The organism is Nocardia sp. NRRL S-836, from assembly GCF_001279525.1.
Lineage (GTDB): Bacteria > Actinomycetota > Actinomycetes > Mycobacteriales > Pseudonocardiaceae > Lentzea.
This window is the reverse complement of record NZ_LGDY01000091.1, coordinates 44,420-63,342: the sequence shown is the minus strand read 5'-3', so window position 1 is coordinate 63,342 and position 18,923 is coordinate 44,420. Positions and strand designations below refer to the sequence as shown.

Annotated in this window: 15 protein-coding genes; 4 read left to right on the top strand and 11 right to left on the bottom strand. The window is 70.5% G+C overall.

All coding sequences use genetic code 11. From position 1 onward, the window contains the following. Nucleotide 1: 1 nt before the first annotated feature. Genes ADL03_RS11130 through ADL03_RS11120 form a run of 3 tightly spaced genes read right to left on the bottom strand, consistent with a single transcriptional unit; the run spans nucleotide 2 to nucleotide 3,402 of the window. A complete protein-coding gene (locus ADL03_RS11130; protein WP_053733300.1) occupies nucleotides 2-982 on the bottom strand; it encodes a hypothetical protein in 981 nt (326 codons plus the stop codon). Then, entirely contained in the window at nucleotides 979-2,241 is a 1,263-nt protein-coding gene (locus ADL03_RS11125; RefSeq protein WP_053733299.1) for an MFS transporter, read from the bottom strand. The genes ADL03_RS11130 and ADL03_RS11125 overlap by 4 nt, the downstream gene beginning before the upstream one ends. A 27-nt stretch (nucleotides 2,242-2,268) precedes the next feature. Continuing rightward, nucleotides 2,269-3,402 (bottom strand): glycosyltransferase family 4 protein, encoded by a 1,134-nt coding sequence (locus ADL03_RS11120; RefSeq protein WP_053733298.1) that lies wholly within the window; start codon nucleotides 3,400-3,402, stop codon nucleotides 2,269-2,271. Nucleotides 3,403-3,490: 88 nt separating this feature from the next. Here ADL03_RS11120 and ADL03_RS11115 point away from each other — a divergent pair, with 88 nt between their 5' ends. Continuing rightward, entirely contained in the window at nucleotides 3,491-4,267 is a 777-nt protein-coding gene (locus ADL03_RS11115) for a hypothetical protein (RefSeq protein ID WP_053733297.1), read from the top strand. A gap of 4 nt (nucleotides 4,268-4,271) precedes the next feature. After that, nucleotides 4,272-5,648 (top strand): O-antigen ligase, encoded by a 1,377-nt coding sequence (locus ADL03_RS11110; RefSeq protein ID WP_063798535.1) that lies wholly within the window; start codon nucleotides 4,272-4,274, stop codon nucleotides 5,646-5,648. A gap of 41 nt (nucleotides 5,649-5,689) precedes the next feature. Here ADL03_RS11110 and ADL03_RS11105 read toward each other — a convergent pair whose 3' ends face one another. Further along, nucleotides 5,690-6,667 (bottom strand): right-handed parallel beta-helix repeat-containing protein, encoded by a 978-nt coding sequence (locus ADL03_RS11105; RefSeq protein ID WP_157528470.1) that lies wholly within the window; start codon nucleotides 6,665-6,667, stop codon nucleotides 5,690-5,692. A 212-nt stretch (nucleotides 6,668-6,879) separates the two neighbouring features. Here ADL03_RS11105 and ADL03_RS11100 point away from each other — a divergent pair, with 212 nt between their 5' ends. Further along, nucleotides 6,880-8,343, top strand: coding sequence for an oligosaccharide flippase family protein (locus ADL03_RS11100; protein WP_053733295.1), 1,464 nt, complete (start codon nucleotides 6,880-6,882; stop codon nucleotides 8,341-8,343). 159 nt (nucleotides 8,344-8,502) lie between these two features. Here ADL03_RS11100 and ADL03_RS11095 read toward each other — a convergent pair whose 3' ends face one another. The 7 genes from ADL03_RS11095 to ADL03_RS11070 all read right to left on the bottom strand — a co-directional run bounded on the left by ADL03_RS11095 (nucleotide 8,503) and on the right by ADL03_RS11070 (nucleotide 18,130). Beyond that, the gene (locus ADL03_RS11095; RefSeq protein ID WP_197288257.1) at nucleotides 8,503-9,684 is read right to left on the bottom strand and encodes a glycosyltransferase family 4 protein; all 1,182 of its coding nucleotides are present in this window, start codon (nucleotides 9,682-9,684) and stop codon (nucleotides 8,503-8,505) included. Between the two features lie 29 nt (nucleotides 9,685-9,713). Next, entirely contained in the window at nucleotides 9,714-10,871 is a 1,158-nt protein-coding gene (locus tag ADL03_RS11090) for a glycosyltransferase (protein ID WP_053733294.1), read from the bottom strand. 16 nt (nucleotides 10,872-10,887) lie between these two features. Beyond that, nucleotides 10,888-14,901, bottom strand: a complete 4,014-nt coding sequence (locus tag ADL03_RS11085; protein ID WP_053733293.1) for a DUF4082 domain-containing protein — start codon at nucleotides 14,899-14,901, stop codon at nucleotides 10,888-10,890. A 225-nt stretch (nucleotides 14,902-15,126) separates the two neighbouring features. Further along, complete coding sequence (locus ADL03_RS11080; RefSeq protein WP_053733292.1) at nucleotides 15,127-15,972, bottom strand: DUF11 domain-containing protein; 846 nt, start codon at nucleotides 15,970-15,972, stop codon at nucleotides 15,127-15,129. A gap of 78 nt (nucleotides 15,973-16,050) precedes the next feature. Further along, nucleotides 16,051-16,839 (bottom strand): sugar transferase, encoded by a 789-nt coding sequence (locus ADL03_RS49505; RefSeq protein WP_231641850.1) that lies wholly within the window; start codon nucleotides 16,837-16,839, stop codon nucleotides 16,051-16,053. Beyond that, the gene (locus tag ADL03_RS49500) at nucleotides 16,734-17,408 is read right to left on the bottom strand and encodes a nucleoside-diphosphate sugar epimerase/dehydratase (RefSeq protein ID WP_231641889.1); all 675 of its coding nucleotides are present in this window, start codon (nucleotides 17,406-17,408) and stop codon (nucleotides 16,734-16,736) included. The genes ADL03_RS49505 and ADL03_RS49500 overlap by 106 nt, the downstream gene beginning before the upstream one ends. Before the next feature lie 506 nt (nucleotides 17,409-17,914). Then, complete coding sequence (locus tag ADL03_RS11070; RefSeq protein WP_157528468.1) at nucleotides 17,915-18,130, bottom strand: RNA-binding S4 domain-containing protein; 216 nt, start codon at nucleotides 18,128-18,130, stop codon at nucleotides 17,915-17,917. Between the two features lie 91 nt (nucleotides 18,131-18,221). On the opposite strand from ADL03_RS11070, the gene ADL03_RS11065 reads away from it, so the two are divergent. After that, entirely contained in the window at nucleotides 18,222-18,905 is a 684-nt protein-coding gene (locus ADL03_RS11065) for a DUF2306 domain-containing protein (RefSeq protein WP_197288255.1), read from the top strand. Nucleotides 18,906-18,923 lie beyond the last annotated feature (18 nt).

Below are 18,923 nucleotides of genomic sequence, written 5' to 3'. Positions count from 1 at the left end.
GCTAGTGCACGGGCACCGGCGAGGCGGCCGAGGCGATCAGCACCCGTGGCGCCGCCGACCCGTCCGCGGGCACCCGGTAGATCGACGAGCGCTTCTCGTCACCGTTCGTCGCGGCGTACACGAGGGTGTCGTCGTCCAGCCACGCGGCCTGGTCGTCGATGCCGGTCGTGCCCTCGATGACGGTTTCGGCGCCGGTGCCCAGGTTCGTCACGGCGAGCCGCCACGGCCCGGTCCGCGACGTCCGCTTCTTGTAGGCCACCTTGGTGCCGTCGGGTGAGAGCGACGGGCATTCCGCGGTCTGCCGCACGTCGACCATCGTCCGTGCGACCAGATCGCCCTTCATCAGCCAGGTGCGCCCGGCCGTGGCCATCGTCGCGTAGAACGTGCGGTCGTCCTTGGCGACCGTGACGCCCCAGTAGTTGATGTCCGCCGCGGCGACGACCTCACCGCCGACCGTGGACCTGAAGGCCTCCAGCGACTCGATGAGCGTGCCGGTGTTCAGGTCCAGCACCCCGGTGCGCGTGGAGAAGCCGCCCGGCACGGAGTACGAGTCGCCGGTGACGAACGTCGTCCAGGAGACCACCTTGCCCGACTGCGAGACCCGCGCCCGGCTCGGCGTGCCCGGCAACGCGACCGTGCGCAGCACCTTGTCGTTCGCGTCCAGCACCGCGGCTTCGTAGGACGGGCCGATGCCCGCGAGCCGCAGGCAGACGGTCGTTCCGGCGGCCACGTAGACCCGTTGGCAGTGCAGCGTTGTCGGCGTGCGCCTGCCACCGGGGTCGGCGAGCGCCACCTGCTCGACCTGGCCCTGGTAGCCCTCCAGGTCGACGAACAGCAGCCCGCCCTTGGCCGGCGGGGCCGCGGTGGCCTCGGCGGAGTCGCGCTTGGCCACCGTCCAGGCGACGAACCCGCCGCCGCCGAGCAGCACGAGCACGATCGCGGCGATCCCGAACGCCACGCGGTGCCTGCCGATCCCGTTCACGCCGCCACCTCCTCGGTGTCAGCGGTGCCGCGGACGGTGAGGGCCAGCGCGGACGCCAGTGCGACGACGAGCGCGACGGCGGCGGTGAGCACGGCCCAGCGCATCTCCATGAAGGTCAACAACACTCCGAAGAGGACGGACGACAGCAGTCGTGCGACGGCCTGGCCGGTCTGCAGGATCGCGAGACCGCCGGCCCTGATCGGTTCCGGCACCAGCTGCGCCCCGTGGGCCATCAGCACACCGTCGGTGGCCGCGTAGAAGAGGCCGTGCAGCACCAGGACCAGGCACACGACCGGGATGCCGCGCCCGCCCAGCACGAGCACGGTGTAGACGCCCAGCAGCGCCACGTGCCCGACGGCGAACATCCGCCAGCGGCCGAACCGGTCGGCCACGCGGCCCAGCGGCAGTGCGGCCAGCAGGAACACCAGCGCGGTGCCCAGTGGCAGCAACGGCAGCAGGCTCGTCGGCACGCCTGCGGTCTTCTGCAGCACGACGAACACGAACGCGTCGCTGATGGTGGCCAGCCCGAGCACGGTGGCCGCGAGCGTCGCGCCGCGGAACCGCCGCTCGCGCAACAGGTGCAGACCATCACGCCACCTGATCCCGGGCCGCGGTGCGGCCACGGCCGTGCGCGGCGGTCCCGGCACGAACGTCACCAGCACGATCACGCCGAGCAGCGCGAAGCAGAAGCTCACCCCGAAGACCAGGCCGGGGTCGGCGCCGAGCTGGATCATGATGAGGAACGTCGCCAGCGGGCCGAGCATCGCGCCGAACGTGTCCATCGCCCGGTGCAGGCCGAACGCCCGGCCCAGCGAGGACGCGGGCGTGGCCAGCGAGATCAACGCGTCCCGCGGCGCGGTGCGCAGTCCCTTGCCCGCACGGTCCGTGGCCACGACGGCACCGATGGCCGCCGCCGACGCGCCGGCGAACGGGAAGAGCAGTTTGGACAGTGCCGAGATGCCGTACCCGGCCAGCGCGACCGCGCGATACCTGCCCAACCGGTCACCCAGGTGGCCGCCGACCAACCGGAGGAGAACGGTGGCGCCGCTGTACAACCCGTCCAACAGTCCGAACTGGACATACCCGAGCTGCAGGACGTAGAGCACGTAAACCGGCATGAACGCGGTGACCATCTCCGCGGAGACGTCGGTGAGAAGGCTCACAGTGCCCAGCGCCACCACCGTGGCGGGCACCCGGCCGGTGACCCCGGTCCCCCCGGCCGCCTCGGCCGGTTTCACGCGTGCGGAGGCCAGGTACATCGAGAGTCTCTCCTCCGCTGCCGGGACCTACTGCCGGACCACCGCGCCCGCGACCGCCACAACCTCGTCAGCTGCGCGTTCCCACGAGTAGTGCCCGCGAACGGCAGCCGCGTCGGCGGCCGTTCGAACGAACACGGTGTCATCCGTGAGCAGGCGTGCGATAGCGCCAGCCAGCTCTGATGGGTCATCGGTTGCCACAAGTGCACCGTTACGGCCGTCCTCGACGATTTCGGGCATGGCAAAAGCCTTGCGGGCCACGCACGGCAAGCCCCTGGCCAGCGCCTCGACCAGCGCGATGCCGAAACCCTCGAAGCGCGACGGCATGACGAACACGTCGTGGTCGTCGTAGATGCCCGCCATCGCGTCGATCGGCTGCCGGCCGAGGAACGTGACGCCCGGCGGGACCTCCCCCGGCACGGGCCACACCGCCGGGCCCACGACCGTGAGCGTGATCTCCGGGTCGACCTCGGAGCGCAGCCGCGCGACCGCGGCGAGGACCTGGGGGCCGTTCTTGGTGAAGAAGTCCTTGCCGACCAGCAGAAGCCGCCGGCGCGGGCCGTCGAGTCGCCGCTGCCGCACCTCGTCGGGCACCTCGGCACCGGTCCACGCGGCCGACGCGCCGGGGTGCACGACGTGCACCCGTTCACGTGGCACACCGGAGACGTTCACCAGGTGGTCGGCGAACCACCGGCTCATCGCCACCACACCGGCGGCGCGTTCGTACACGGCGCGCTGGCGGTCGCGGAGCCGTTCCAGGTCACCGCGTTCGAGCGACGGGAAGTGGACCAGCCGCCCGTTGTCGTCGAGGTGGTCGAACAGCACGTCGTAGCTGAGGTCCTGCAGGACGAGGAACGGCGTGGAGACCGGGGCCAGGTCCTGGATCTGCAGCACCACGTCGCAGGGGTTCGCGCGCAGGCCGCGGTCGAGGCTCACCTCGGCGTAGCGGCGGGCGAGCCGGGAGTGCTTCCACATCGACACCCACCGGCCGTCGACCCGCCGGGCGTTGGCGGCCTTGAGCGCCGTGCGGACCGCCGTGGGGTAGATCAACCCGACGTCGACGACGTCTATACGCTGACGCAAGGCGTTTCTGAGGTTCCACGGCGTGTGTGACCACGTCCCTTCCGGACGCGGGTCCCACGCGCAGGCGAATCCGAGGCGCATGGCGCACACGATAGCCGCGGGTAACGGGGAGCCCTGGCCACGCGATTACCGTTTCGTACAGGCGACTGCCCCGCGACTTGAGGTGAGCATGGATTTCTGGAAGACCATCAAGGTCCTCCTCCGCCGGTGGTACGTCGCTCTGCCCGTGCTGTTGCTGTCCCTCGGTGGTGCGGGGGTCGTGTTCGCATCGGTGCCGCCGGAGTACGAGTCGACCGGCACGGACCTGCTGACGGTGCCCAAGGCCGGCGCCACGCTCGATCCGTCGAAGCCGGCCGGGATCGTCAACCCGTTGCTGGCGTTCGACGCGAGCCTCACGACCACCGCGCAGCTGCTGACCCAGGTCCTGCTCGACCCGGCCGTCTACGCGCAGCTGACCCAGAACAACCCGGACATCGAGTGCGAGGCGGGCGACGGCGGCCTGCGCGGCCCGTTCGTCCAGGTGGTCTGCAAGGCGCCGACGCCGGACGCCGCGCGCGCCACCGTGGAAGCGGCGTTCAAGCGGCTGAGCCAGGAGCTCGTCGAGCGGCAGCGCAAGCTCGGCGCACCGGAGTCGACGTTCATCAACGTCGAGACCGTCGTCGCGCCGACCGAGGCGACCCTGCTGGTGGGCGGCAAGCTGCGGGCGGCGGGCGCGGCACTCGCGCTGGGCCTCGCGGCGAGCCTCACGTCGGCGTTCATGATCGAGAGCTTCCTGTTGCGCCGCAAGAAGCCGGACGCGCGCAGGCCCGAGTCGAAGAAGTCGGACGGCGAGCCGAAGTGGCCGGCCGACGACCAGGGAGAGCGGCGCGCCACACCGGCCGCGCCCCCGCACCACAAGCTCTCCAACGAGGCGAACCCGACGGTGCGCATCGCCCGGCCGGGCTGAGCCGATGACGAGAACGCCCCCGTACCCCCGCACGCTCACCCGGACGGACGGCGCCACCCTCTCGGTGATCTACATCGCCGTGCTGGTGCTGGTGCCGTCCCGGCTGGTGTTCGCCGGCATCCCGCTCGACATCCGGCCCTCGATGCTGCTGGGCTTCGGGCTGGGCATGTGCTGGCTGTGCGCGCAGATGGTCGACACGCTCGGCATGGCCAAGGGCCGCAGCGGCGTCCGCACGTCGATCTTCCTCTTCGCCTCGTCGCAGATCGCGACCTACGGGTACGTGACGCTGCGGCACATGCCGTACGACGAGCTGAAGTCGGCCGACCTGAGCTTCGTCACGATCGTCTCGCTGATGGCGGCCGGGCTGCTGATCATCGACGGCGTCCGCACCCTCGACCGGCTCGACAAGGTGCTCAAGTTCGTGGTGATCGCCTGCACGATCATGGCGGTCATCGGGATGCTGCAGTTCTTCACCGGCTTCGACCTCACCAAGTACATGGCGATGGTGCCGGGCCTGCGCTCGGTCGGCACCGGTGAGGCCGTGCTGGCCCGTTCCGCGTTCCGCCGTCCCGGTGGCACGGCGGGGCACCCCATCGAGTTCGGTGTCGTGTGCGGTCTCGCGGTGCCGCTGGCGGCGCACTACGCGTTCCGCTCCAAGAAGCGCAGGCAGCCCAGCCGCCGCTGGTGGTTCTGCGTGCTGATGCTCTCGATGGGCGCGGTCGTGTCGCTGTCGCGCTCGGCGATCCTCGGCCTGCTGGTCGCGGGCATCATCCTGCTGCCGACGTGGCCGGCCAAGCAGCAGCTGCACACGATCGTCGCGGCCCTGGGCTTCCTGGCGGTGCTGCGCGCGTTCGTGCCGGGTCTGGTGGGCACGCTGCTGAGCCTGTTCCGCAACATCTCCAACGACCCGAGCATCCAGGGCCGCACCGACGACTACGCGAGCACCGAGGCCACGATCGCGCAGCACCTGTGGCTGGGCCGCGGGTTCGGCACCTACCTGCCGACCAGGTACGGGCCCATCGACAACCAGTACCTCGGCTCGCTGGTGGAGAACGGGCTCGTCGGCATGCTGGCGTTCCTGTTCCTGTTCCTCGCGGGCATCTACGCGGCCGCGGCGGCCCGGCGGCTGAGCACCGACCCGCACGTGCGCGACCTGTGCCAGTCGCTGCTGGCGTGCATCGCGATGCTCGGCATCTCCAGCGCCACCTACGACACGTTCGCGTTCAAGATCGCCAGTGGCCTGATGTTCGTGCTGATCGGCTGCGCCGGCGCACTGCTGCGGATGCAGAAGTCGGCGGCCGCGGCCCTCGCGGCGGCGCCGGTGGCACAGCGGACGGCGACGTCCCCCGCCCCGCTCGTGCGGGAGGGAACGTCGCCGTGAGCAGCGCCGAGCCGGCCAGACCGCCAGTTCTTGCCAGACCGTCAGTTCTGCACCACCGACCCGTCCTCGAAGGTGTTGTTCACCCACTCGACCTGGCCGTCGAGGCGGGCGGGGCCGTAGACGAAGCTCTTGGTGAAGACGTTGTTGCGGATGACCCGGTTGGTGCCCTTGGGGTCGAGGTAGATCGTGTAGTTGCCGCCGTCGAGGAAGCTGTTCTCGATCAGGATGTTCGACGGCGAGCCGAACTCACCGCCGACCAGGATCGCCGAGGTCTGGTTCTTCGGGTTCTCGATCCGGCTGTGGCGGATGGTGATGTTGGAGCCACCGGTGATCTGGACGCCGTCGTTGTGGTCGCCGTCGCCCTTGCTCAGGTCGTGGACCCAGGAGTCGATCAAGCTCGCGCCGGTGTCCATCTTCACGCCGTCCGAGCAGCCGCTGATGTTGATGCGCACCGAGGTGACGCCTCCGTAGCCGACGCCGTACTCGCAGGCGTCGGAGCCGGTGATCTCGACGTCCTGCACGGTGAGCCGGGTGAACTTGTCCACGAGGTAGACGCCCCACTGGCCGGTCGCCCTGACCTGGCTGCGGGTGATCTTGACGTCGTTCGCGGTGACGCGCACCGAGCAGGGGATCTGCTTGCCGTCGACGACCGTGCCGGCCTTGTCGATCAGGTACTCGCCGCCCTTGCAGGCGACCGGGGCGAGCTTGACGCCGGTGTGCGCCCAGCCGGTGTTGCCGGGACCGGGCCAGCCGCCCGCGACGGGCGGCGTGGGGATCGACGGCGGCTTGGGCGTGGTGGTGGTCGGCAGCGGCGGCGCGACCGACGATTGAGTGCTGCTGGGGGCGGCGCTGCTGGAGCTCTCCGGGGCCGACGAGGACGTCTCGCTCACCGGCGGGGCGGTGCTGGGATCGTCCTCCCTCGCTCCTGCTCCGGACTTGCAGCCGGCGAGCGCCAGCGCGGCCGCGATCAGCGCAACAACGGTGAACCGTGCCGGCCGACCATTGTTCCCACTGGTCACGGCCCTATCACGGGCAGTTCTCATGAAGAAATCCTTCGTGTGATCATTGCGCAGTACACGGCGGACACCGACCAATGTCACTCACGTCCGTCCAACCGCGACCTCGCGGCAGCACGGCACTTCTTACCCCATGGCCCGGCCGTTGCCAAACCCCGGCAACGAATTTGTCGAGCCATAGGAATAATTGATCGACCGTGCCCCGGGGAGAAGTCATGACCGGCGAAGACCCGATCACCACCACAAAGGACGCCGGCCACCAGGGTGAATCCACTTCGGGCGGAAAAATCCGGCGCGCGCTCGGCCTGAGCCTCCTGAACACGGTGTTCGGCAAAATCGGAACGCTGCTCACAGGAATCCTCCTGGCGCGGGTTCTCGTACCGGAGGACTTCGGTGTCTTCGCGGTCGCGCTGGTGGCGCTCGGGGCACTGCTCGCGATCAACGAGCTGGGTGTCAGCCTGGCACTGGTGCGCTGGCCCGGCGACCCGAGGCAGATCGCGCCGACGGTCACGACGATCTCCATCGCGTCCAGCGGCCTGCTCTACGCGCTGTGCTGGTTCGCCGCGCCGTCGTTCTCCGCGGCGCTGGGAGCGCCCGACGCGACCGGCGTGGTGCGGCTGCTGTGCCTGTCGGTGCTGATCGACGGCGCCACGGCCGCGGCCGCGCAGTTCACCAACCGCGAGTTCCGCCAGGGCGCCCGGCTCGTGGTCGACATGTCGAACCTGGTGCTCACGACCGGCGTGACGGTCGGGCTGGCGCTGGCCGACCACGGTGCGTGGAGCCTCGCGTGGGGCCGGCTGGTCGGCAACGCGCTGTCGGCCATCCTGCTGTTCCGGCTCGTCTCGCTGTGGCCGCGGCCCGGTTTCGACCGCAGGCTGGCCCGTGAGCTGATGGGGTTCGGGCTGCCGCTGGCCGGTGCGAGCCTGCTCGTGTTCGCGATGCTCAACGTGCACTTCGTCATCACCGGCTCGCTGCTGGGGGCGGTGGCGCTGGGCCTGTACCTGCAGGCGTTCAACCTCTCCAGCTGGCCGGTCAACATGTTCTCGGTGGTGATCCGCCGGGTGTCGCTGGCCGCGTTCGCGCGCGTGCAGGACTCGCCGGAGGAACGCGAGGCGTTGCTGGCCCGGTTCACCACGCTGCTGATGGCCGGTGCGCTGCCGGTGTGCGCGTTGCTGGGGCTGCTGGCGTTGCCGACGGTGACGACCCTGTACGGCCACAACTGGGCCGGGTCGGCCGCCGCGCTGCAGTTCCTGGTGGTGCTCGGGGTGGTGCGGGTGGTCACCGAGCTCGCCTACGACTACCTCGTCGCGCTGGGGCTGCCGAGCAGCACACTGTGGCTGCAGGCGGGGTGGCTGGTGGTGCTCGTCGCGCTGCTGCCGCTGGGAGCGCTGTGGGACGGCATCCGCGGCGTGTCGGCGATGCACGCGCTGATCGCGGTGGTCCTGGTGCTGCCGGCCTACACGTTCGCCGTGTGCCGCACGGGCGTGCGCGTCAAGGTGCTGCTCTCCGCGATCGCACGCCCCGTCGTGGCCTGTGCGCTGCTCACCGCCGTGGTGCTGGTCGTCCGCTGGCTGACCGAACCGTCGGTCGTGCAGCTGCTGCTCGGCACCGTCCTCGGTGGCGGCGTGTACCTCGCCGTCGTCTGGCCGCTGCGCCACCTCGTGAAACACCTCGGCTGACCGCGCCTCCGGCTGCCACACGGGGAGCTTTCGTACGACAGGAGCGTACGAAACGTCCCCGCGTACGCCCGGCAGCCAGCCGACCACGCCTCCCGGCCGCCACGCGGGGCGCTTTCGTACGACAGGAGCGTGCGCAAGGGCCCCGCGTGGGGTGAGCAGCTAGGCGCGGGTGGGCTTTGTGGCGGCGGCGTTGGCGTCGTCCACGGCGGCGCGGCCGCGGAGGCGGGCGAGCTTGCGGCGCACCTTGTACGAGGCGAGGCCGCCGGTGGAGCGCACGACGTCGAGCAGGGCGGTGCCGGACGTACGGGCGGCGATCTCGTACTCCTGTTCCTGCAGTTCGGCCGCGCGGCGCAGGCTGAAGCGGCCGACCACGAGCTCGCGGCCGAACTCCCCCAGCTCGGCGCGCAGCCGCGGTGACTCGACGAGCCGGCGCAGGGACGCGGTCAGGGACGGCACGCCGTCACCGCCGAAGCCCCACCAGCCCGAGGTCAGGAACTGCGGCAGGCTCTCGCGCGTGAGCAGCTCGCTGAAGCCGTCCAGGCCGAGCACGACCAGCGGTTTGCCGAACGACAGCGCGCGCAGCGCCGAACCGCCCATGCCGATGGTGATGTCGGCGGCGGCGTAGGCGGGCCGGGGGTCGGCGAGCTGGCCGGTGAGCACGACGGCACGGCGGCCGGCCCTGGCGTTGGCCTGCTCGGCGCGTTCGGTGATCTCGGCACGGGCCGGGCCGTCGCCGACGATCGCGAGCTGCGTGCCCTCGCCGAGCTGCGCCATGGCGTCGCAGGCGGCGAGCAGGCCGGGCAGCTTCAGGTCCGCGACCAGCCGGGACACGGCGACGATCAACGGCGCGCCGGTGAGGCCGTGCGCGGCGCGGAAGCCGTCGGCGGGGACGCCGGGGTGGTCGCCGTCGGTGTCGACGGGTGGCTCCAGCAGCGTCACGCGGTGGTGGCCCGCGGCGACGGCCTCCCGGCGGATCTGCTCGGTGCCGACGATGAGCGGGATCGAGCGCGGGAAGAACGGCACGACCGACATCGACATCACGGTCGCGATCGGCGCGGCGGCGCGGCGGATCCCGGTGCCGTACAACGCCTCGAACGCGGGCGGCCACTCGTAGCCGTGCACGACGTCGATGCCGCGCGTGCGCACCAGCCGGTTGACCTCGGACACCACCCGCCGGTCAGGTCGCTTGCGCCGCAACGGGATCTCGACGTGTTCGAGGCCCAGCTCGGCCACCAGCGGCACCAGCTCGCCCGGTTCGGACAGCACGAGCACCTCGTGCCCGCGGTCGCGCACCGCCGCGGCGAGCTGGACCGCGTTCAGCTGGGAGCCCCCCAGCTCCATGCTGTGGGGGTAGACGACGACCCGCATCTTCACCTCTGCCGGTAGTTTTCCACGACGGGCAGCCCGATGGCCTGTGCCACCACCGCCGCACGGGCCGGCCACGAGTGCTGCTCGGCGTACCGCTGCCGGCGTCGCGCGTCCTGCGGCGCCCGGAGCGTGGCGAGCACGGCGCGGGCGAACTCGTCGGGCTCGGCCACCGCCACGACGTCGGCGGACTCCCCGGCGAGCCGGCGGGTCGCGGGCAGCGCGCTGCCGACGACCGCGCGACCGGCCGCGAGGTACTCCAGGGTCTTCAACGGGAACGAGGCGCGGTTGAACGCCGTGTCCGCGTACGGCGTGAGACCGACGTCCATGCGCCGCAACCACTTCGGCAGCTCGGTGAACGGGACCGCACCCGGATGGTGCACGTTGGGCCGTTGCAGCAGCGCCGGGAACCGTTCGGGCTCCCAGCCGGGGTCGCGCGGACCGACGAGCAGCAGCCCGGTCCCGGTGTCGGCCACCGCCTCCAGGTACCGGATGTCGATCCGGTCGGTCAGCTGGCCGACCACCCCGGCGACCTCCCCGGGAAAGCCGTCCGGCACCGGTGCGGGACCGACGGACTCGATGTCGCGGTACGCCGCCGTGTCACAGCCGTTGGGCACCACCACGGGGTCGGCGCCGAGCTCGCGCCACCGCGCGGCCAGCTCCGGCGTCACCGCGAGCACGACGTCCGCGCGGGCCAGCGCCGCCTTCTCCTCGGCCCGCAGCCGGGTGGCGTCCTGGTTCATCAACGCGGCACCGGAGACCCAGTCGTCGGTGCCGTACAGCACGTTCAGCGCGTCCCAGCGGCCGAGCACGTCGTCGAACGAGCACGCGACGACCGCGTGTGGCTTGCGCGGCAGGCACTTGCGCACCTGGGCCCGCACCAGCGGCCAGGTGGTCGCGCGGATGCCGGGCCTGGTCAGGCCCGGCAGCGCGATCGGGGTGAGCCGCGTGACGCCGGGAGCGGCGGCACGCAGCGAGGGACGCCACGACCTGCGGGTGCTGCCGATGCCCCGGTACCGCCGGGGTGTCAGGGGCGAGACCGGCGGGTCCACCCACAGCACGTCCGCGTGGGCCGTGAGAGCTTCGGTGAGCTGGCGTTCGGAGCCCCGAACGCCGTCCCACGTCACTCCGGAGAACAGCACGACCAGGGGCCGTGGCGTCACTCGGATCAACTCCTGGTCAGCTTCCCGGGGTGAACACGACGTCCACCCAGTAGTTCGCTCCGCCGAAGGTGTCTCCGGGGAAACCGGTACCACCGCGGAACACACCGTTCGGTGATGCTGCCGCAGCCAGTGGTGGACTGCTGACCGCCGAGCGGTTGAAGTACCCGGCGTCCGCCGAGTACCGGCCGACGGTCGTCGTGTACGAGGCCACGTACGTCTGGCCGGCGGTGATCGGCACCGGGGTGTCGAACACGAGCGTCTGCCAGCCGGTCGCCGTCTCATTCACGAACGTGCCGGTCGCGAGGCGCGTGCCGTCGGCCGCCCACAGCGACCCGGTGTGCGTGCCGGTGTTGCCCGCGCCCTTGTAGAACTTGACGGCGGACACCTGGCCGTCGGCCGCCGCGGTGAACCGCACGCCCAGCTCGTAGGCGTTGTTGTCGTTGGACGAGGTCACCGCGGGCAGCGCGGCGGCGCTGAACAACGTGCACGGGCAGGTCACCGTCGAGGTCGTCGTGAACGACCACGTGGCCGGGCCGGTCATCGCGTTGCCGTTGACGTCGGAGATCCGCATCTCGGCCGAGTACTGGGTACCCGGTGCGAGCCGCGCGTCCGGCGTCCACGTGACCGTCCTGCCGTCGGCGGAGAGGCTGACCGCGCCGGAGGTGCCGGCGCCACCGGGGTCCTTCAGGGAGAACTGCGCCGACGCGAGGTCGACCGGTTCGCTGAAGGTGGTGGTGACCGTCGTGGTCAGCGCGACACCGGTGGCTCCCGGTGCCGGGGTGCGCGCGGACAGCGTCGGCGGCACGCTGTCGCCGTTCGCGCCGTTGCGCCAGATCACGTCGACCCAGTAGTTCGTCGAGTTGTAGTTGCCGGTCGGGAAACCACCGCCCGCGCCGTAGCGGTAGACGCCGTTGGGCCCGTCGGTGCCCGCGCGCAGGGCGTGCAGCGAGTAGTAGTCGTGGCTCTGGTTGAAGCTGCCCCCGGTCGCGGAGTAACGGCCGTTCGGCGCGTAGTAGGACACCACGTAGGTGGTGTTCGCCTGCACGTCGACGGGCTGGTTGAACGTCATCGTCTGCCAGCCGCTCGCCGTCTCACCGGAGAACGTGCCGGTGGCGAGCCGCTGCCCGCTCGCGGACCACAGCGAACCGGTGTGCGTGCCGGAGTTGCCGAAGCCCTTGTAGAAGCGGACGCCGAGCACCTGGCCGCGGCCGTCGAAGCGGACCTTGGTGCCGAGCTCGACCGCGTCGGTGTCGCTCACCGCGTTGACCGCGGGGGCGGCGAAGTCGTCCCACACCGTGCACGGGCACGTCGCGGCGCGCGGCTTGCCGGTGGTGAACGACCACAGGGTCGGGCTCGGGGTGTTGCCGGACAGGTCGGTCGCCCGCGCGGACACGTCGTAGGTCGTGCCGGCGGCCAGCGGGGTGTTCGGCGTGAACGTGGCCTTCATACCGTTGGCCGCCACCGAGATCGTGCCGGAGACACCGCCGTTCGGGCCGTTGACCGAGAACTGCGCCGAGCTGGGCGTCACCGGCTCGTCGTAGGTGATGCTGATCGCCGGTGTGAGCGAGACGCTGCCCTGCTGGTTCAGCGGGTCGGTGGACAACGTGCCGGGGGCACGCGTGTCCGGGCCGGGGTCGAGCGCGAACACCGGGTCGACCCAGTAGTTGGCGTTGCGGTAGCTGTCGGTCGGGAAGCCCGACGACCCGCCGCGGAACACGCCGTTCGGGTTGCCGGACACGCCCCGTGCGGCCGACAGCGGTTCCAGGCCCACCGCCGCGTTCGTGAAGTAGTCGGCGTCACCGGCGTAGTGGCCGCTGGGCGCGAAGTACGACGCGACGTAGGTGGTGTTCGCCGAGACCTCCACGGCGGTCGGGAACGTCAGCGTCTGCCACCCGGACGCCGACTCGCCGGTGAACGTGCCGGTCGCCAGCCGCTGACCGCCGGCCGACCACAGCGAACCGGTGTGCACGCCGGTGTTGCCGGTGCCCTTGTAGAACCGGACACCGCGCACGTAACCGTCCACCGTGGACTGGAACTTGACGCCGAGCTCGATCGCGCCGCCGTCGTTGGTCGACGGCACGGCCGGGGTGGCGTTCTCCGGCCAGATGGTGCACGGGCAGTCGCGGGCGAGGACCGTGACGGCGCGGGACACCTCGGCGGACAGGTTCGCGGAGTCGTCGACCGCGCGGACCTTCAGCGTCCTGGCACCGGCGCTGGAGAAGGTGTGGGTGTAGCTCCACGACGCCGTGCCCGCGGTCCAGGTGGCCGGGTGCCAGGTGGCGCCGTTGTCCACCGAGACCTCGACGCCGGCGACGCGGCCGGACGAGTCGATCACGGTGCCGTTGAAGGTGTAGCCGGTGCCGACGGTCGGCGAGTTCGTGGTGCCGAACGCCACCGACGGCGGCGAGGTGTCGGTGCTCGCAGTGGCGGCGAACAGGTTCGGCTCCAGGGTGGTCGGCTGGACGCCCATGTCCGCCAGCAGGTTCACGGTCGCCTGCTTGATCCGCACGTCCGAGGTCGGCGTGTCGGTGCGGAACGCGTGCTCGTCCTCCAGGCCCCACGCCCACTGCACGGTGCCGGCGCTGAAGACCAGCGAGCCGGACGCGTGCCGGTACAGCGTCAGCGCGTGCGTCTTGGTGCCGCTCGCGTAGAGGTCACCGTAGTTCTGCAGGACGTACTGGCCGTCCATGTTCACCGTGGTGCGGGAGAGCTGGGCGACACCGGGCGGCTGGAAGCCGTTGTCCTCCACGGAGTCCCACTCGTAGCCGAGCGTGCCCGGCTGGAAGGAGTAGGCGCCGGTGGTCATGGACGCGAGCGGGGTGTTGCGCCACAGCCGCATCTTGCCGTAGGCGGCGGGCACGGTCAGCGAGTCGTCGCGCCGGCCGTTGACCGTGAAGATCTGGCCGAGCAGGGCGTTCTCCGGGCTGGCGCCGTTGGGTGCCGTGGTGAACCGCGGGTCGCGCCAGCTGCCGGTCCAGTCAGGACTCGGGTCGATCTTCGCGCTGGCCTTGGTCTCCTTGTAGGTCACGACGGTGCGCCAGTCGGTCGGCGAGGAGCCGAGGCTGGGGGCCCAGCGGTGCTTCCAGAAGATCTCGTTGCCGGTCATGAACGCGAGGTGGACACCGGCGGCACGGGCGTTCTCGACGGCCGTGCGCTGCTCCTTGGACCAGTACTCGTCGTGGCCGACGGCCATGAACACCTTGTGGTTGGTGATCAGGTTGCCGCGGCGCGCGGTGTCGACGTTGGTGGTGTAGCTGACGTCGTAGCCGTTCTTCTCCAGCCATGTCAGCATCGGCACCTCGGCATTGAAGATGAAGTTCTCGTCGCCGGTGTTCGCGATGGGGCGGTTGTAGCTCACCGCGTAGGCCGAGCCCGCGTCACCGGGGCCGGTGCCGTAGTAGAGGCTGTTGCCGCCGTAGCGGTTGTAGGCGTGCCAGGTGGCGTCGGAGGTCTGGAAGAGGATCTTCGAATGGCTGGCGTCGTCGCGGACGACGAACGCGATCTCGTTCTCACCGCCGGTGTCGTTGCGGTGCAGCACGGCGTAGTACAGGCCGGACACGGCGTCCGACGGCACGTCCCAGGTGAGCGACACGGCCCAGTTGCCGCAGTCGACGAGCGCGGTGGCCGCGTCGGGCAGGCAGTTGACCGGCTGGTTCTGCGGGGTGGTGCGGTTGAGCTGGCGGACCAGCCTGGCACCGGCGCCGCCGTAGTAGCCGAGCCGGAAGATGTCGATCCGGTAGGACAACGCGTCGGTCTTGACCTTGAACTGGACCTGTCCGCCCGGGGTGGCGCTGATGTCGGTCGTGTAGCCGACGATCGAGTCGTCGAGCGCGTTCACCGACCAGTTGGCGTCGCCGCCCCTGGTGTTCTCGCACGCGACCTTGTTCACCACCGGTGCGTCACACGGCGCCGCCTGGGCGGCCGGAGCGAGTACCACGGCCGGAACGACAACAGCGGCCGCGAGCACCGCCGCGGCCGTCACCTTCGCACCCACGGATCTCAGGCGGTTCCTGGGATCGAACAAGGACATGGGCGTGTACCTCTACTTCCTGACTACCCCAGACGATGGTGTGGCACGGGCGCCGTCGCCGCACCGCGGACCGGCTCTCCCACCGGCCTGCCGCGACTCTCCACAGTGAACTTCGGGCCGGTACCTGCCTTCGTTACAAGGAATTCCGCTGAGCGGCCCAATGCTCACGATTAGGCCGTCCAGCGGAATCACTTGCGTCACAACACATCGACGGGGAGCGATCAATCACCTGCAGCTGACGAGCACCAGGCTGACGACTGTGCACTGTGTACTCGCGCTGTCATTGGCCGTGTTCGGGTCGATCGGGTCCGAACCAGTGCGCGCGGCCCGGAACCGGTAGTCCAGTCCGATGTTCAGCAGCCGGACGGGCACCGAGAAGGCGAGCTTCGTGCTCGCTCCCGGAGCCAGCACGGGCACGGGGCAGGTGACGGTGCTGCCGCTCGCGGCGCAGGAGCCGCTGGTGCCGGAGACGCCCTGGGGCAGCGTCGTGGTCACCACACCGCTGAGCAACGCGTTCGGGCCGTGGTTGGTCACGTCGACGGTGAAGTCGATGCGCGGCACCAGGAGCCCGAGCCGGGGCGTGCCGGTGATGCCGGCCACCTGCAGGTCCGCTTCGGTGTGGACGGTCAGTTGTGGACCGTCCACGGGGAACGTCGCGTAGTTGGCGCCGGACAGCTGCGCCTGCAACGTGCCGGTACCGCCGACCGCGTCCTGCTTCACCGCGAGGGTGAACGTGACGGTCGCGGACCGGTAGCCGCCGAGGGCCTCGGCCAGCGCCGCCTGGAACCCGGTCGGCCCGGTGGGACCGGTCAGCGTCGTGCAGCTCGCCGCACCGGTGCAGCCGACCAGGGTGGCGTACTCCGCGAGGGCCCGCGGGGTGCTGAACAACCTGGCCGTGGGCTGCAGGATCGTGAAACCGTTGATGTTGGTGAGCTGCACCGTCACCGTGAACTGCTCACCCGGCCGCACCACGGCCGCGCTCGAGGTCAGTTCCACCTCGGGCTGAGCCGCCACGGCCGGCACCGCCACAGCGGCGCCGAGCAGTCCGGCGGTCGTCGCGATCGCCAGCATTCGCCGAAACATTGTTCTCCTCCGGCCTGTCGTTGGTCCAGACTGATCCACTCCCCTCCCCCTGGAGGCCTTGGCACATCAGTACGCCCCGTGGCCGCCGAACACGGCTCGGAACGTCTTCCACAGGATCACCGCGTCGAGGGCGAGGGACCAGTCCTCGACGTAGCGCAGGTCCAGCCGCACCGACTCCTCCCAGGAGAGGTCGCTGCGTCCGCTCACCTGCCACAGCCCGGTGAGCCCCGGCTTGACGAGCAGGCGGCGCCGCACGTCGGAGGAGTACTTCGCGCTCTCCTCCGGCAACGGCGGGCGCGGGCCGACCAGCGACATGGCGCCGGTGAGGACGTTGAGCAGCTGCGGCAGCTCGTCGATGGAGTAGCGCCTCAGGAACGAGCCGACCTTGGTGATGCGCGGGTCCTTCTTCATCTTGAACAGCAGTCCGTGGCCCTCGTTGGCCGCGGCGAGCCTGGTGCGCAACACGTCGGCGTTGGTGACCATCGTGCGGAACTTGATGATCGTGAACGGCGCGCCGTCCTTGCCCACGCGCTTCTGGCGGTAGAACACCGGACCGCGGCTGTCGATCATCACGAACGCCGCCACCGCGAACATCAGCGGCGCCAGCAGGAGCAGCAGCAGGAACGCGCCGACCTTGTCGACGACGCCCTTGACGAGCCGGCGGAACCCGGTCAGCGCCGGTTCGCTCACCCGGAGCAGCGGCATGCCGAGCACGGCGCTCATGTGCAGGCGGGGACCGGCGACCTCCATCAGGCCCGGCGAGACGACCATCTCGGTGCCGGAGCCCTCAAGCGCCCACGCGAGCTCTTGCAGACGGCGAGGTGTCCAGTAGACGTCGGGTGTGACGGCGACGATGCGGTAGCCGCCGCGGCGGACCTGGTCGGCGAGCCGACGACGGGCACGCCGTCGACGTCCGGACCCACGCGGCCGCGGCCGTCGAGCGTGCAGACCGCGTCCACGCGCCAGCCCAGGTGGGCCATGCGGCGGGTGCGGTGGATGAGGTCCTCGACGGTCTCCAGGTTGCCGGCGGCGAGGACGGAGAGCATGAACCTGCCTTCGCCGCGGCCGCGGTGCAGTGGGCGGCGCAGGACGTAGCGGAGGGGGAAGGCGACCAGGGCGATCGCGGGAACGACCACGAAGACCCACAGGCGGGCGCCGGGGATGTCGACGGCGAGCGCACCGAGACCGAGAGCGACCACCGCGCCGAACAAGCCCCGGCCGAGTCTTCGGAACTCCTCGGCACCCTGACCTAGCACGGCCGGCGTCCAGACGCGGTTGATCGCGAGCGAGCCGACCACGACAACCACTGTGAGTATGTCCAGCAACGCAAGGGAAAGAGGTCCGAAAGCCGCGTGCCGTGAATGCATGACGGCCCCCACCGCCACCACGAGCAGCACCGTCGTCAGCACGTCCGCCGTGATCACGGCGTAGCGGTAACGCGTCTCCCACCCGGCAACGGGTGGGTGCGTCTGTCTGTGTTGGTGTGCACGTTCAGGGTTGAGCGTCGATCCCCGTCCGTGGCCTGCGTCACGGGCAGAGCGGACCTGCTCACTCATCGTTGTGATCTCCCCGGCTCAGCGGCGATTCGGACGTGGACCTGCGCAGGTCACCCCGAGGACCTTCGAGACTCCGGGCAGACCGGACCACCCCTCCCACAGGGCGGTACCGGAAACCAAAGCTCGCAAACCGTGATTCGCCCGCTCCGGCGTCCGCGTTACAGGCTGCGGAAAAAAGTTTTCCGGCACGCCCGAATGGTGGAAGTGACCTGCGTCTCACCGTCTGGAAACCGAGTAGCCACAAGACTATTGACCGTGTCCACAAGGGACGAAAATGTCACGTGCGGCACGAGCCGGTGGTCGAAAACAGGTCTTCTGACCCTTGCGCTTCGACCTGTTTTGAGCGTTGTCTTACCGCTGAACGGAGCAACCACCTACGGCCGAACGGAAATGCGCACCTCGTCGGTGCCGACCACCACGACGTCGCCCGCCCGCAGCTGGGCGCCCCTGCGCAGCTCCACAGCACCGTTGACGTGGACTTCCCCGTCCTCGATGAGCTCCTTGGCGTGCGCGCCGTCCTCAGCCAGCGCGGCCAGCTTGAGGAACTGTCCCAGCCTGATCGGCTCTTCCGAGATCTCCACCGTCCGCATGAGCCGCATCATCCCAGTAGGGCGGTCCCCACTGCTCGCTCGGGGGCGCACACCAGGGCGAACGGGTGACGTCGTTGACACGCTGACCGCCATGAAAACTTCGTGGGGGTACGCCGCCTGGTTGGCGGTGTCGGGATTCGTGGTTCTGGCCATCACGGCGTTCGCCGCGAGCGCCTACGTGACATTGGACATGGCACAGGCGCGGCCGGGACTGCACGGCCCGGTGCATTACGGCCTGCTGGTCGCCCACATCTTCACCGGAACGGTCGCCGTCCTGGCGGGTGTCTCGCAGTTCTGGCCGCGACTGCGCGCCCGGCACCCGCGCGTGCACCGGGTGCTGGGCCGGGTCTACTTCGGGGCCGTCCTGCCGTCGTCGGTGCTCGGCGTCGTCTGCGCGCAGCTGTCGCTGAACGGGCTGGCGGCGTCGGGACCGCTCACGGTGCTGTCCGTGCTGTGGTTCGCGAGCGCCGTCCACGGCCTGCGAACGGCACGACGACGCCAGTTCGGCGCACACCGGATCTGGATGATCCGCGGGTTCGCGCTGACGGGCGCCGCCGTGACCGGCAGGCTGTGGGGGCTGCTGCTCGGCGGCCTGCTGCCGGAGGCAGACGGGCTGCTGGTCTTCGCCACCGCGAACTGGCTGTCGTTCGTGGTGAACCTGCTGGTCGCCGAGTGGTGGATCCAGTCGAGGGGTTACACCCGCGACTTGCCGTCGGCAGCCGTCAGTCCGAGCATCTCGAGCAGGTCGGCGCAGTCCAGGGCGTCGGTCGCGTGACACGCGACGGTGCGCGCG